Origin of the sequence: Catenovulum sediminis (genome assembly GCF_007289895.1) — a bacterium.
Lineage (GTDB): Bacteria > Pseudomonadota > Gammaproteobacteria > Enterobacterales > Alteromonadaceae > Catenovulum > Catenovulum sediminis.
This window is the reverse complement of record NZ_CP041660.1, coordinates 427,310-445,635: the sequence shown is the minus strand read 5'-3', so window position 1 is coordinate 445,635 and position 18,326 is coordinate 427,310. Positions and strand designations below refer to the sequence as shown.

1 protein-coding gene is annotated in these 18,326 nt (G+C 42.6%); it reads left to right on the top strand.

Features of this window, described 5'->3' with window-relative positions; all coding sequences use genetic code 11:
• Positions 1–50: 50 nt before the first annotated feature.
• Positions 51–18,320, top strand: a complete 18,270-nt coding sequence (locus FNT16_RS01765; RefSeq protein WP_143869937.1) for an Ig-like domain-containing protein — start codon at positions 51–53, stop codon at positions 18,318–18,320.
• Positions 18,321–18,326 lie beyond the last annotated feature (6 nt).

The window sequence follows — 18,326 nt, the reverse complement described above, 5'->3', positions numbered from 1 at the left end:
CCATACTGGTTATAGGATGTGCGAAAGATGGCGCACACAGGAGAGTAATTGTGTTTAAAGTATTTCCAAACTTAATTTTATTGATATTTGCTTGGCTTTTAGTGAGCTGTGGCGAACAATCTTCGTCGGATACTGGAAAAACCAATGTCACTGAGCCAGTGGAAGAAATTGTAGACAATAAACCTAAAATTTCTCTGACTGCTAAACAAGGCACGTCTTCTACAGTTTCTCTTAAATTGGCCGGGCGGCCCGTGCAAGCGAATTCAGTCGTGAGCAATAGGTTGGCAGATGCACTTGGAACAATAGACTTTCCGTATGAAGGTTCGGCAGTTGAAGGCAATCTAACATTTAGTGTAGCGGCGAGTGACCCAGATGGTATAAGCAAACTAGAGTTGGTATTAGCCAATGTCGATAGAAGTTTGGTTCTGTGTGAAGGCGACTGTGGCGCTGATTTTGAGCGCACGATATTTGGCTTAAACCCTAGCTTATCAGGCGAAATCGCGGGTAACCTGCGTATTGAATTGTGGTTGACTGATATTGACAATAATCAGGGAATGATGGATGCGCTTAACATCGACTGGCAACCTATCGCAATAACGGGTTTGAATGCAAGTCGGGGTGACGGACAGATCAATTTAAACTGGGATAATAATAGTCAGTTGTTACGTTACAATTTATATGCTGCAACGGATGCCTCGGTTAGCGCGCAAAATGCGTTATCTCTAGACAATGGATTACAAAGGTTAGCCTTGACGCAAAATAGCCTGAGTATTGACGATACGGATACAACGCAAGACTTTCACATTTTGTTGACCGGATTAGACAGTGGTGGTGAAAGTGGTTTAGCACCGCGCTTAATCGTGCCTGCACCTAATGCGCCAGTTAACTTACCGCCTGTTGCAAATAATGACAATTTTCAGGGGAATGAAGATCAAGTGTTACAAGGCAATGTACTTGACAATGATTCAGACCCAGAGCAACAGGCGATTAGCGTAAACACTCAGCTTATTGAAAGCGCAGAAAATGGCACGGTAACATTACAACAGAATGGTCAGTTCGATTATCAACCAAGTGCCAATTTTTTTGGTTCAGATAGTTTTGTCTATCTGTTAGTTGATGAGTTAGGGGCTTCTTCCCAAGGCATTGTTAATATTACGGTTTTAGCTGTAAATGATGCACCTGTTGCCGGTGAGGATAGTTTTGCTTACGACACGCAAGATCCCAGCATTACTATTTCTGCTCCAGGCTTGTTACTCAATGATGCAGACATAGACGGAGATGCGATTTTTGTTTTACCTGAGCTGCTCGAAAATCCACAAAATGGTTCGGTCACATTTAATGCCGATGGTAGTTTTGTCTATCAGGCCAACGCGATTGCTGATACAACTGATAGCTTTGTGTATCAAATATCAGATGGTAACGGCGGACAGGCAAATGCGCGTGTCAACATCCTTTATGATGCACCGAATCAACCCCCAATTGCGGCAAACGATACATATGAAATAAATGAAGATAGCAGTTTACGTGTTGATACCGTTGCGCAAGGTTTATTAAATAATGATCAAGATCCCGAAGGTCAAACTTTACAGTTAAGTGAAAGCTTGCTAACCGCGCCAGAACATGGTCAGCTGGTGCTCTCGACTGACGGTACATTTACCTATATTCCAGATGCTAACTTTTTTGGTATCGATCAGTTTCAGTACCAAATAGAAGACGAGCAGGGGCTTAGTGCATCAGCATTTGTAACAATTGACGTATTACCGGTGAGTGATCCACCAACTGCCGGACCTGATCAGTATAGTTTAGCGGAAGATTCGAGTATTCAGGTGAGTAGCGCAGAGGGGCTGTTATTAAACGATAATAATATAGAAAGTGGCCAGTTAACGGTTGACACAACACCCCTCTCAGCACCGAAAAATGGTAGTTTGTCGTTATTTGCAGATGGTAGTTTTACCTATCAGGCAAATTCTAATTTTAACGGCACGGATAGCTTTGTTTACCAAATTGCCAATGAGCAAGGTTTAACTGCTAGTGCGCAAGTGACTTTAACGATTAGCCAGGTCAATGATATACCTGTATTGGTTGATGATCTTTTGGCGATAGATGAAGATAGCTCGGCCGTGACAATAGATTTACTTGCCAATGATACAGATGCAGACGGTGATGCGTTAGTGATAGAAAATCTGGCGGGTAAAGATTTTGAGTTGCTAGCAGCACAGCTCACTATTAGCGAAAACCAAGTTCAATTTACCCCGACTGAAAATCAAAATGGTCGCTTTGAGCTTGAATACACAGTGACGGACGGTTTTGCCAATCGAACTGCTAATCTGATCATAGAAATAAACGCTATTAATGACTTGCCCATTGCTGAACCCGATCATGCAACCATCAATGAAGATACCCCGACACTCATAGATGTACTGGCGAACGACTCAGACGTTGATAATGACAATTTAACCATTGTGCAGGTTTCAGCAGATATTGGTCTGGCTGCGATTGAGGATAACCAAATTCGCTATACTCCGGCTAATAATTATAACGGACAAGCGACAGTGACATATGCACTTTCGGATGGTGTAAGTGAGCCTATTTCTGCTCAGCTAACGATAGATGTAGGTGGGGTGAATGATGTACCTGTTGCACAAAATGATAGTGTTTCGATGGATGAAGATCAGCTTATTACTATAGATGCGCTGGCCAATGACATTGATGCAGACGGTGACAATTTAACTATCTTGTCGGCCGAAGCCACAGATGGGAGTGCCAGTGTCAGCAACAATAAAATAATTTACCAACCAGAGGTTAATGCGTTTGGCGATTTTTCTATTGAGTATCAGATTGAAGATCCTGCCGGCGCTCAATCTTCTGCTTTTGTGAGCGTTACGGTTAATCCTGTCAATGATGCGCCTGTGGTGGTCAATGAAAGTGTAAACATGGATGAAGATGGTATTTTACTATTAGATGTGTTGGCAAATGACTCAGACGTTGATGGCGACTCACTCATTTTATCTTCTGCATTGACCGACCAAGGGACGGTTAGTGTTGAAAGTAATCAGTTGAATTATCAGCCCGCAGCCAATTTCAACGGGACTGTTTTAATAACCTATATTGTAACCGATGGTCAACAAGCACAAACTCAGGGTGAGGTTACCGTAGTAGTGAATGCGGTAAATGATCAACCGGTCGCATTGGATGATACAGGTGTATTAGATGAAGATAATAGTGGCGTATTTGATGTTTTAGCCAATGATACCGATCCTGACGGTGATGATTTGAGTATTTCGCAAGCCACGGCTAATAGTGGCGTGGTGTCAGTGCAGGATAATCAGCTTGTTTACACGCCAGAGGAAGGTTTCTTTGGTGAAGTGGTTATCGACTATAGCGTAACAGACAATGAACAGCTAGCGGCTTCAGCACAATTAATCATAACGGTTAATTCAATTAATGATCTACCTGTCGTTGTGAATGATGTGGCAACACTGGACGAAGATACAAGTATAACCATTGACGTGTTGGCCAATGATTCAGATGCCGATGGTGATCAGTTAGTAATTGCCTCTGCCAGTGTCAACTCAGGAAGCGTTTCAACATCCGGCAATCAAATTGTATATACCCCAGACGCCAATTACTTTGGAACGCAAATTATTAACTACAGTGTGAGTGATGGTAATGGTGGGCAAGCCAGCGGGACGGTTACGGTAACAGTTAACTCTATAAACGATGTTCCTGTCGCGACTGCCGATATTGCGACGGGCTCAGAAGATCAAAACATGACAATTGACGCGCTGGTTAATGACACTGATGCTGATGGTGACACGTTAGAAATAACGCAAGCCACGGCTGACTCAGGTAGCGTCAGTATCGTGAATAATAAATTATTTTATCAGCCGACTGAGAATATCAATGGCGAAGTGACCATTAACTATCAAATATCAGATGGGCAAGGGGGCACCGATAGCAGCCAAGTAACGGTTAATTTAACGGCTGTGAATGATTTTCCAGTAGCGGAAAATGAGACAGTAACGACCAACGAAGACGTCGCTGTAGAGATAGATGTGTTGGCAAATGATAGCGACATAGATGGTGACGTATTAACCATTACATCTGTCAATGCTGGCTCGGGTCAAGCGAACATATCAGAAGGCAAAATAGTTTATCTGCCAGAAGAAAACTTTTTTGGCCAAAGTACCATCAACTACATGATTTCTGATGGTAATGGAGGCAGTGCCAGTGCAATTATTGACGTCACGGTGCAACCAGTCAATGACCTACCGATTGCGGCCGATGATAGTGCCACAACGGACGAAGATACTCCTATTTATATTGATGTATTAGCGAATGATGATGATGTAGATGGTGACACTTTAACCATATCCCAAGCATCTGTAAGTCAGGGAAGCATCAGTATTGAACAAGGAAAATTATTATTTTCTCCAATACTTAATGAAACAGGCAGTATCACTGCCAGTTATACAATTGCCGATGCCACTGGAGCGACGGCTACTGCGAATGTTTTCATAACCGTTGAAGATGTTGACCATACCCCAATAGCGAATGTCGATAGCGCAACTACAAATGAAGATACCTTGGTTGAACTGGACGTGCTGGCAAATGACATTGATTTAGATAATGATCCGCTGACTATCCAGACCGTGTCAGCGCCTGTCGGAAATGCGGTTATCAGTGCAGGACAGATAAATTATACACCGCCTAGCGATTTTTTTGGGGTGGTGACATTGGCCTACACCATAGCGGATTCGCAAGGTAAAAGCGCAATTGGCTCTGTTGAGCTGACTGTTGTTTCAATTAATGACAGTCCGGTAGCTGTAAATGATTCTGCCGTAACAGCAGAAGATACCTCTGTCTATATCGATGTCATAGCGAACGATACTGATGTGGATGGTGATGCACTGACTTTACTTTCGACGTCACCTTCAATAGGCACAGCCAGTATTGAAGGTAACAAAGTATTATTTGTACCGGCGTCAAACTTTTTTGGAACGGCCACAATAGACTACACAATTGAAGATGAAGCCGGTTTAACCGCCTCAGCACAAGTAACGGTTGATGTGGGGAGTACCAATGACTTACCCGTTGCACTAGACGATAGCGCGACGACAAATGAAGATGTCACCGTGATGGTGGATGTATTAAACAATGACAGTGACAGTGACGGCGATACGTTAACCCTAGTATCAGCAACATCGAATACAGAAGAAGCGGCTGTCAGTATTGTTAATAACCAGTTATCGATTGTTCCGGTACAAGATTTTCATGGAGAGATAGCCATTGACTATCAACTGACAGATGGCAACGGCGGCAATGCTAGCGCGACATTAGAGTTAACGATAGTCGCGGTCAATGACCAGCCCGTCAGTGTAGCAGACAGTGTAACAACGGCTGAAGATACGCAGATAACGATAAATGTGCTGGCCAATGACAGTGACGTTGATGGGGATACGCTAAGTATCGAAAGTGCGACGGCAGCGATAGGTACAGTTGTTATTGTTAACAACAAACTAGAATATACCCCTGCGTTAGATATGACCGGGCTTGCGGTGATATCTTACGATATCACGGATGGTCAAGGAGGCAGTGCCAGCGCGACAGTTAATGTTAATGTTGGTAGTCAAAATGATGCGCCGATTGCAAATGCAGATGCGATATCCATAAATGAAGATAGCAGCATCACAATAGATGTATTAGCCAATGATACCGATGCAGATGGGGATACATTAGTTGTGACCAATGTGGTTGCCTCAGAAGGAAGCGCGAGCATCACGGCGAATAAGGTACGTTATGTATCGCAGGCTAATTTTAGCGGCACAGTGACATTAAACTATGATATTGAAGATGGCAGCGGCGGCATGTCATCGAGCACAGTGACAGTGACAGTGAATCCGGTCAATGACGCACCGGTAGTGGTAGATGATGTTGCCCAAATAGATGAAGACAGTGATATCACACTGGATGTATTGGCCAATGATAGTGATGCAGAAAATGATGTATTAACCATTAGTTCAGCCAGTGCAGATGTGGGTACAGTCAATATTGTCAATAACATGCTGGCATATAGCCCGCAGGCGAATTATTTCGGCACGGTATTGATAAATTACAGTGTAGAGGATGGGCAGGGTGGTTTAAGCTCTGGTCAAGCAACGCTAACTGTTAATTCAGTGAATGATCTACCTGTGACTATGCCAGAGTCTATCATCATTAATGAAGATCAAAGCATCACAATTGATGTATTGGCGAATGATACAGATGCTGATGGGGATGCATTAACGCTTTCTTCGGTATCAGCAGAAAATGGCAGTGCAAGTATTTCAGCTGGAAAAATAGCGTTTCAACCCGTTGCTAATTTTTACGGTACGACCACGGTTAATTATACCGTTTCAGATGGCAATGGTGGCAGTGTCAGTGACGTTGTAGATGTCACCGTGTTATCCGTCAATGATGTGCCAATGGCATTAGATGATAATGCATCAACGGATGAAGATACGCCTATTTATATCGACGTATTGGCCAATGATAGTGATGAGGATGGTGATACCTTAACCATATCCAACGCAAGTGTGAGTGAAGGCAGCATTGCAATTGACCAAGGGCAATTGCTGTACACACCTGTACTAAATGGCGGTGGTTCTGTTACGGCAAGTTACACAATATCTGATGCAAATGGTGCCAGCGCTTCTGCAAATATTGTCATTCTTATTGGTAATGTTAATCATTTGCCAGTTGCTAATTTAGATACGATTACAACCGCAGAAGATACCCAGGTTTCGATTGATGTATTGGCAAATGATACTGATATAGATGGTGATGAATTGACGTTAACCAGTGTCTCAGCACCTTCAGGCAATGCGGTTATTAATCAGGGTAAAGTGGATTTTACCCCGCAAAGTGATTTTTATGGTGTTGTAACACTGGCCTACAGTATCGCCGATGTGATGGGACAAACAGCAACCGGCAGTGTTCAGGTAACCGTCACGCCAGTCAATGATAGCCCAGTCGCGGTTAATGATTCAGCTTCAACCTCTGAAGATACTTCAATTCAAATTGATGTGATAACAAATGATCTTGACATAGATGGCGATACTTTATCGTTGAAATCAGTATCACCTTCAATAGGCACAGCCAGTATTGAAGGTAACAAAGTATTATTTGTACCGGCGTCAAACTTTTTTGGAACGGCCACAATAGACTACACAATTGAAGATGAAGCTGGTTTGACCGCCTCAGCACAAGTAACGGTTGATGTGGGGAGTACCAATGACTTACCCGTTGCACTAGACGATAGCGCGACGACAAATGAAGATGTTACCGTGATGGTGGATGTATTAAACAATGATAGTGACAGTGACGGCGATACGTTAACCTTGGTATCCGCCACATCGAATACAGAAGAAGCGACTGTCAGTATTGTTAATAACCAGTTATCGATTGTTCCGGTACAAGATTTTCATGGAGAGATAGCCATTGATTATCAACTGACAGATGGCAACGGCGGTAATGCTAGCGCGACATTAGAGTTAACGATAGTCGCGGTCAATGACCAGCCCGTCAGTGTCGCAGACAGTGTAACAACGGCTGAAGATACGCAGATAACGATAAATGTGCTGGCCAATGACAGTGACGTTGATGGGGATACGCTAAGTATCGAAAGTGCGACGGCAGCGATAGGTACAGTTGTTATTGTTAACAACAAACTAGAATATACCCCTGCGTTAGATATGACCGGGCTTGCGGTGATATCTTACGATATCACGGATGGTCAAGGAGGCAGTGCCAGCGCGACAGTTAATGTTAATGTTGGTAGTCAAAATGATGCGCCGATTGCAAATGCAGATGCGATATCCATAAATGAAGATAGCAGCATCACAATAGATGTATTAGCCAATGATACCGATGCAGATGGGGATACATTAGTTGTGACCAATGTGGTTGCCTCAGAAGGAAGCGCGAGCATCACGGCGAATAAGGTACGTTATGTATCGCAGGCTAATTTTAGCGGCACAGTGACATTAAACTATGATATTGAAGATGGCAGCGGCGGCATGTCATCGAGCACAGTGACAGTGACAGTGAATCCGGTCAATGACGCACCGGTAGTGGTAGATGATGTTGCCCAAATAGATGAAGACAGTGATATCACACTGGATGTATTGGCCAATGATAGTGATGCAGAAAATGATGTATTAACCATTAGCGCAGCCAGTGCTGATGTGGGCACAGTCAATATTGTCAATAATATGCTGGCATATAGCCCGCAGGCGAATTATTTCGGCACGGTATTGATAAATTACAGTGTAGAGGATGGACAGGGTGGTTTAAGCTCTGGTCAAGCGACGCTAACTGTTAATTCAGTGAATGATCTACCCGTTGTAAATGATGACAATGCAACAACTGACGAAGAAAAAAGCGTCACAGTCAATGTCTTATCGAATGACACAGACAGTGATGGTGACACGTTAACCATTAGCGCTGTTACAGCCAGTTCTGGCTCTGTCAGTATAGTCAGTAACCAGATTAAATTTATTCCGGCAAACAATGCAACCGGCAATGTTGTGATTGATTACACTGTGACTGATGGTAACAGCGGTACGGCTACGGGTGTATTAAATATAACAGTCAATCCGCTCAATGATAACCCAATCGCAGTCGCCGACAGTGCAACCACAAACGAAGATACTTTAGTGATTATTGATGTGCTTGCGAACGATACTGACGTGGATGGGGATGCTTTGTCAATTGCAACAGCCAGCAGCGCTTCTGGAACGGTCAGTATAGTCGATAATCAGCTTCATTTTACCCCTTCGTTAAATAGCTTTGGTACAAAAACAGTAAATTATTCAATCTCTGATGGTAATGGAGGGGTGAGTAATAGCGTTGTGAGTATTGTTATTTTTGCTGTGAATGATTCACCTATTGCCAATAATGATATCGCTAGCTTGAATGAAGATACACAAATTACGATAGATGCTCTAGCCAATGACTCAGATTTAGATGGTGATGTGTTGACGATTGTTGCCGCATCAGCCACTAACGGAGAGGTAAGCATTGTCAATAATCAGTTGTTGTATCAGACAGCAGCTAATTTTAATGGTACGGATAGCATAAATTATACGATATCTGATGGTATTCAGCAGAGTAGCGCAACCGTTAGTTTGAATATTAATGCGTTAAATGACATACCCGTAGCCGTAGGTGAAAGTGTTACCTTGGATGAAGACAGCTCTTTAACCATTGACGTATTGGTAAATGATTCTGATGTGGACGGTGATAATTTGAGCCTGTCGTTTGCTTCAGCTAATCAAGGCAGTGTTGTTATTTTAAACGAGCAACTCGTCTACACTGCACCAGTCAATTATTTTGGCAGTGATAGTATTTTTTACTCAATTACGGATGGCGAAGGCGGATTTGCATCGGCGACTGTGAATATCTCAGTAAACGCAATTAATGATGTGCCTGTTGCTCAGGCAGATAGCGTCACTACAAATGAAGATGTCAGTATCACCATTGACGTCTTAAATAATGATACAGATATTGATGGTGATAGTTTAACCATTACCTCTGCGACTGCCGTTGATGGAAATGTCGTGATTCAAGGGAATACCTTGCTATATACCCCGCAAGCTGATTTTCATGGCACGACAACATTGACTTATGCTATCTCTGATGGTCAAGGTGGTAGTGCTACGCAAAATGTCGATGTGACAGTCGTTTCTATCAATGATCTGCCGGTTGCGTTAGATGATACCTTGACAACCAATGAGGATACTGAAAATAGTCTTGATGTATTGGCAAATGATTCCGACCCCGATGGCGATGGACTTAGCTTAGTTTCTGCTTCAGCGACTAAAGGTACGGTTACCTTTTTAGATGGCATCATTACTTATCTGCCTGCTGCAAATGACTCTGGTACTGATACCATCAGCTATAATATTGAAGACGGTAACGGTGGTTCTGCCAGTGCGCTTGTCAATGTCGTGATTAACGCGGTTAATGATCAACCTATTGCGCTGCCAGATAGTGCTATTACAGACGAAGATACAGTTGTTACGATTTCCGTTCTGGCCAATGACACGGACGCCGATAATGATGATTTGTCAATTAGTAGTGCAACGGTGAGCAGTGGTGCAGTCAGTATCAGTTCTGGCCAGCTTGTTTATCAGCCGGCAACCAACTTTAATGGTACCGAGCAAATAAGCTATAGTATTGATGATGGAAACGGTGGTACGGCAAGCAGCACAGTTACTGTTGTCGTAAATGCCATAAATGATATTCCTGTTGCGCAAAATGATACATTTGCAACAGATGAAGATGTTAATGCAAGTTTAGATGTATTGTTAAATGATTCTGACGTAGAAACTACAACACTTATTTTGACCAGTGTGTCTGCTGTATCGGGCAGTGTTAGCATAGTTAACAACCAGATCAGCTATCAACCGCTTAGTAATTTCAATGGTACAGATTCGCTGAGTTATACCGTAGAAGATGGAGAAGGTGGAAGCGCAACCGCAAGCGTCACTGTAACGGTTAATGCGATAAATGATGCGCCTATCGCTAATCAGGACAATGCAACGGTTGCTGAAGATACGTTAGCTGTTATTGATGTATTGGTAAATGATACTGATATTGATGGTGATACGCTTGCCATTACCGCAGCCAGTGCCGCTTCAGGCAGCGTTAGTATTGTTGCAGGAAATCTGCAATATCAAGCTAATGCGAACTTCTTTGGTACAGATACCATTACTTACAGTATTTCAGATGGTAATGGCGGCACAGCAAATGGAACTGTGGCTTTGACAATAACAGCGGTGAATGATGCACCTGTCGGTGTAAATGACGTTGCGAGCATGGCAGAAGATGGCTTGTTATTGTTTGATGTGCTGGCCAATGATACCGATGTCGAAAACGAAACACTTAGCTTACAAAGTGTCAATGCCAGCTCAGGAATTGCGAGTATTAACAGTAACCAGATTCAGTTTGAACCTTCCACAAATTTAAACGGTGTATTTACTGTCAATTATACATTAGTTGATGCAAGTGGTGCGATCGCGAGTGCACAGCTTGACGTCACGGTAACACCGGTGAATGATGCGCCAATAGCGGTTGCGGATAGCGTGTCGATAGATGAAGACAACAACATTACAATCGATGTTTTAGCGAACGATTCGGATGTTGAAGGTGACGCACTAACGATAACCAGCGTTTCTGCTTCGTCCGGCTCTGCTTCTATTGTGAATAATAAACTAGAGTTTGTTCCACAAGTTAATTTTAACGGTCCTGTTAATTTAAGTTATATCGTGCAAGATGCCGGTGGTGCGACAGCGAGTGCAGAGGTCGATATCACAATTAATGCGGTCAATGATGCGCCAGTTGCAGTAGACGATAGTAGCTCGACCAGTGAAGATGTGACAAAAATAATTGATGTCATTGCAAATGATTCGGATGCCGATGGTGATGCATTAACCATTACAGAAGTTACAGCATCAATTGGCACTGTTAATATTGTCAATAATCAAATCCAATTTATACCACCAAACAATATAAATGGTAGCGCCTCCATTGATTATACCATTGAAGATGGTCAAGGCAGTTCCGCCAGCGCGGTATTGACCGTAACTATTGGCAGTGTGAACGACATGCCTATCGCACAAGATGATAGTGCTACGATTAATGAAGATCAGGCTGTTACGCTAGATGTGCTGGCCAATGATAGTGATCCTGATGGCGATAGTTTGAATATAACGCAAGCGACTGCCAATAATGCAACTGTTATTATCAATAATAACCAGTTGGAGATTACGCCAGAGCTAGATTTTAACGGTTCAATCACGATTAATTACACGATAGATGATGGCAACTCAGGCACAGATTCGGCCACAGTCAATTTGACGGTGAATGCGGTCAATGATCTACCCATTGCAACCAGCGATAATGTAACAACAGCAGAAGATACGCAAATCATCATAGATGTTTTGGCCAACGACTCTGACGTTGATGGTGATAGTTTATCTATTGCCAGTGTGGATGCTTCATTGGGTACAGCCAATATTGTAAACAACAAAATTGAATATACGCCAGCGCTTAACGCTACAGGCCTTGTCACCCTTAATTACAGTATTTCTGATGGCAATGGTGGTAGTGCAAACAGCACGGTAGACATTGATGTAGGGGGAGTAAATGATAACCCAGTCGCTAATGATGATAATTTAGCTTTAAACGAAGATACCGTCACGCTTATTGATGTCTTGGCAAACGACACAGATGCAGACGGCAATAGTTTAGTGATAGTTTCGGCCTCGGCAAGTACAGGTACAGCTACCATTGCGGCCAATAAAATCAGTTATACGCCAGTTGCAAATTCAAATGGCAGTGCAACCATTAATTACACAATCTCAGATGGTAGTGGCGGTACAGATACAGCAACCGTCAATCTGACCATTAACCCTGTAAATGATCATCCCGTAGCTGTGTTAGATACAGTATCAGTCGATGAAGATACACAAATTACCATAGATGTGCTTGCTAACGATACGGATGTTGAAAACGATGCGCTGACCATTACCACAGCAACCAGCTCTAGCGGTACATTAAGTATTGTTGATAATAAATTAGACTTTACTCCTGTTTTAAATGATAGCAGCGCCGTTACTATCAGTTATGACATTTCTGACGGGAATGGCGGTAGTGCCAGTGGCAGTGTAAATATCACTGTTAACGCGCTGAATGATGTGCCTGTGGTATTGGATGAATCGGTCACAACCAATGAAGATACGGCAATTACGGTTAATGTATTGAGTAATGACTCAGATGTAGATGGGGATAGCTTAACCCTTGCAAGTGTCAGCAGTTCAACAGGCGTTGCCAGTATCGTCAGCAACCAAGTGCGGTTTATCCCGGCAGCTGACAGCACGACCCCAACAGTTGTCACATATACTGTTGAAGATGGAAATGGTGGCGCTGTTAACGGAAACCTGACGGTCAATATTAATGCTTTAAATGATAGTCCGGTTGCTGTTTCAGATGCTGTGAATACGCTCGAAGATACATCTATTACAATAGATGTATTGTCTAACGATTTAGATGTAGATGGCGATACGCTGACAATTACCAGTGCGACAGCGAGTACGGGTAATGTGATTATTGACAATGGTCAACTGGTATATACACCTTTGGCAAATGTAATTGGCAGTGTGACAATTAATTACAGTATCTCAGATGGTAATGGTGGCGCAGATTCTAGCCTTGTAAATTTAATCATAGATGCTGTGAATGATAACCCAAATGCAACGCCGGATACTTTCGCGACCGCTGAAGATACAGCCATTAGTTTAGATGTACTGAGTAATGATTTTGATATTGATGGTGACAGTATAAGTATTAGCTCAGCAAGTGCCGTAAGTGGAAATGTTGCGATAGTCGATAATCAATTGTTGTATACACCAGTAAGCAACCAGTTTGGTACTGACTCAATAAGTTACAGCATTTCAGATGGTAATGGCGGCAGTGCAAATTCGTCAGTTGCGATGACAATCAATGCAGTGAACGACAACCCGCTAGCGAATACCGATGCCGTAACCACAAATGAAGATTCTGTCATTAATATTGATGCTATCTCAAATGACACAGATATTGACGGAGATGCATTAACCATAGTTAGTGCAGGGGCCAGTAATGGTTCGGTCAGTATTGTCAATAACCAACTGGTTTATACGCCGAATTTGAACTTTGTCGGTGCGGATACACTGACCTATTCAATTTCAGATGGTAACGGCGGAACGGCAAACAGCACGGTTGGAGTCACGATTAATGCGGTGAACGATAATCCAGTTGCCACTGCCGATACGGTATCAACCGATGAAGATACACTATTAATTATTGACGCCTTGGCAAATGACACTGATATCGATGGTGATAGCCTAAGTATAAGCACTGCGAGTGCATCAATAGGTACAGTTGTCATTTCTGGCAATCAATTACAATTCACACCTGCGTTAAACTCCAACGCCGTCGATAGTATTAGCTATAGTATCACCGATGGTAATGGGGCCACTGCGAATGGAACGGTTACTATCAGTATTAATCCTATTAATGATAATCCGGTTGCAGTCGTTGATAGCGCGGCAGGTGATGAAGATACATCTATTATTATTGATGCCATATTGAACGATACCGATGTAGATGGCGATGTATTGTCATTGACCTCTGTTAATGCGAGCAGTGGCAGTGTTTCGATTGTAAACAACAAAATTACTTATCTTCCAACCGTCAATTTCAACGGCAATGACACCATTAGTTATGTAATCTCTGATAGTAATGGTGGTACTGCAAATGGTTCAGTTGATGTCACTATCAATCCTGTCAATGATGCACCGGTGGCGAATAGCGATGTCTTAGCACTGGATGAGGATGCCACTGTCAATATCGATGTATTAGCAAATGACACCGATATTGATGGTGATACATTAACGATAACCAGTGCAAATGCCACAAGTGGCAATGTGATTGTGGTCAATAACCAATTGCAATACACACCGCCTGTCGATTTTAATGGTACGGATAGCTTAAGTTACACCATATCTGATGGTAATAGCGGCACAGCGAACTCGACAGTTGCATTAACCATTAACGCAGTAAATGATGCGCCAGTTGCGGTGAATGATACGATTTCATTAGATGAAGACAGTAGTATCAATATTGATGTGCTGGGCAATGATTCTGATGTGGATGGTGATGTGATTAGTATTAGCAGTGCTTCGGCAACCAGCGGCAGCGTTAGCATTGTCAGCGGCCAGTTACAATACTCTCCAAGCCCTAACTTTAACGGCAGTGATATTATTAGCTATAGTATTTCAGATGGTAATCAAGGGACCGCGAATGCGCAGGTTAATGTGACGGTTAATGCGATTAATGATACACCGGTTGCCAATGGGGATACTTATTCTATAGATGAAGATTTGGTCTTAAACGCGGCAACATCATTACTAGCCAATGACAGTGATGTGGACAATGATACATTAACGGTTAATACAACGCCGATTGTCGATGTTGCGAGTGGCAGTCTGACACTTTCGGCAAATGGTCTGTTTACCTATACGCCGGATGCTAACTTTAGTGGAGTCGATTCATTCAGTTATCAGGTCCTAGATGGGAATGGGGGTTCACATCAGGCAGCCGTTGTCATTAATGTTAATCCTATCAATGATGCGCCAAGTGCCATTGCCAATGCATACACACTGGATGAAGATGTTGTTTTATCAGTACAAGCCGCATCAGCCAATGACTTGTTAGATAATGACAGTGATTTAGATGGTGATACATTAACGGTTAATACAACTCCGCTTGTCAATGTCTCAAACGGCATCTTGTCTTTGAATGCAGACGGTTCGTTTGTCTATACACCTAATGCCAACGTCTTTGGTAATGATAGTTTCACTTATCAAATTTCTGATGGAAATGGTGGTACAGCGCAGGCTACGGTTTCTTTAACCATCAACCCAATCAATGATGCACCTAACTTCAACGATGCGACTTTCTCGATAGCAGAAGATGCGAATAATGGCGTATCAGTTGGCAATGTTAACGCAAGCGATCTAGAAAACAATGCCATAACTTACAGTTTAATTGGTGGTGATACCGGCTTGTTTAATATCAACAGCACAACGGGCGAAATTACCGTCAATGGTGCAACGCCATTTAACTTTGAACTACAGACAGTTCATTCATTGTCTATCGATGCAACCGATAATGGCTCTCCGAGTATGTCTGATGTCGCGACCATAACCGTGAATATTACGGATGTATTAGAGCCACAAATTCCGGTGCAAAGAGCCACTTTTGGTACCTCTGGTACTCAGGGTATAGAGCTGACGGGTGAAAATACAGATTCCATAGTTTACGATTCAATTAGAGATGGCGATAAAATTTATTTTGTCGGCTCGGTAGAGAATTATGACCGTGATATTTACATGTATGCCTATCACAAAAATGGATCAGTGGATAGTGGGTTTGGCAATGCGGGTGAACTGGTGATTGATCTTGGTGCTGATGAAGAGGCTAAAGCCATTGCTGAAAAGGGCGGTAAGTATTATTTAGCCATCAATCGGTTTGATGGTCAGCACACAGAAATTTGTTTCATTGAGATCAATGGTAACGGTGAATTGCAAACTGATAATGGTATTAATGGCGTTTCCTGCACAAATGAAAATTCAGATCTATCCGTCAATGATATGGTTTATGATGGTTCTAACTTCTTTGCAGTGGGTAGAAAACGCACAACAACCGATGACATGATGATGATTGAGTTGGATGCTTCGTTGGTGATTGATACCGCATCTCCGATGTACATTGATATTGGTGGATTGTCATTAGATGACGAAGCAACTGCAATTGCCAAAATTGATGGCGATAAAAAAATCATTACAGGCTCGCTGGTATCCGCAGCCGGAGATAAAGATGTATTTTTCAAACATATTGATAAAGATGGACTCGATATAGCGACATTTAATAATGGTAACCCAGTGATAATCGATATCGAATCACAAGGGCGAGATGACGTGATGTTAGCAATAGGCGGTAAAACGGAATCTAATTTCACCGCTTTTGCCGGTGGCTATACCCTACTGGCCAATGGGCAAAAAGAAGCCGCCATCATTGCAGTTGACAATTCAGGGGCTCTGGTAAGCACAGTTGATGCAGATGGAATGGCGCTGTATGATTTTGATGGTGATGCGGGCAGTGGCACTGGCTATTCGCAAATTACAGGCATCGAATATGCTAGCCCAAATATCTACGCGTCAGGTTATTTATACGACGGCAATTATAAAATGTTTGCTGCACGCTTAAATTCACTTACTGCAGTGCTAGATACCACCTATGCAAGTGGTTCAGGTTATATAAAAACAGCCTTTAATTCAGATCCAAGTTACGCACACACTTTATCTGTTGACAGCAATGATACGGCTTGGGTCGCGGGCTACAAAGATGATGTAGGTGACAGCAAGGTTATCATGATGGCGATTGAAGGCGGTAATGATGATGCGGGAGAATTGTATGACGAGTTCTCGACCAACGGAAAAAGAGTTATTAATAAAACATCATCAAATTCAGTTGATGAAGGGGTTACTGTTTTAGAGCTGAAAAATAGTACCCACGCCGGCAAAATATTGCTAGCGTCGCGAGTCAACGATGGTAGTTACGATAGCTTGGTTTTAAGCCGTTATTTAACAGGTGGCACTCTAGATAGTGCATTTGGTTATAATGGTTATCGCCAATTATCCTTTACGTTTGGACAAACCGTAACCGGAATGCTTGAACAAAGTGATGGTAAAGTCTTGCTGTTTGGTTATATTGAAAACCCCGTTGGGGATGTAGAAGGATTTATTGCCCGTACTACAGCTGACGGCGAGTTGGATACCAGCTTTGCGGGTGTTGGGTTTATGTCAACAACCGATTTTAGTGGCAGCGATGATGTTTATCTCGAATCCGCGGTATTAGATGCAAATGAAAAAGTTGTGGCTGTCGGTCGCACTGAAAATGGTAGTACGACGAAATCATTTATCATGCGCGTTAATCCAGACGGCAGCTTAGATACCGACGATGATAGTTATGATGCAGCAATTGCTGAATTCACAAACTATGGTTACATAGAAGGTGAAGATACTGATGAATATTTGAGTGTTGCCATTGATTCAAATGGCGCTATTTTTGCCGCAGGTGCTTACACATTTATCGATAAAGATCACTTGATACATAAATATACGCCAGCTGGATTGTTAGATGCTACATTTGCTGCCAGTGGTACTCTGGTAGTAGATATGCTGCTTGCAAACAATGATTCTGCGAGCAAAATTCTGCTGGATAGCAGCGACAACTTGATTGTTGTGGGTAATGTTTCAGGTTTGGTGAATCAGGTATCTGTCATGAAGTATGATAATACAGGTTCAGCGATAACCAGTTTTTCAGGTGACGGAAAAGCGATTTATACACTGTCTAGTGCTGCGCAAAACTCGTATGCTTATGATGCGCTGCTGGATAGTAATCAAGAGCTTATAATTGCTGGCTATGGAGAAAGCTTAGCGGGTCGAGAAGGGCTACTGGCGCGGATTAAACCAAGTGGTTTATTAGATTCGTTCTTTAACAATAATGGCTACTTTGAAGCCAGTGGTTGCAGTAATAATGAAACGTTCAATGCCATGACCTTGTTAAATGATCAAGAGGTTATAGTGACAGGCTATTGTGACTCAACCTTACAAGATAAGAACTTGATCATATTCAAATACGGATTCTGGGAAGATGGTATCGAACAATAGTAATAA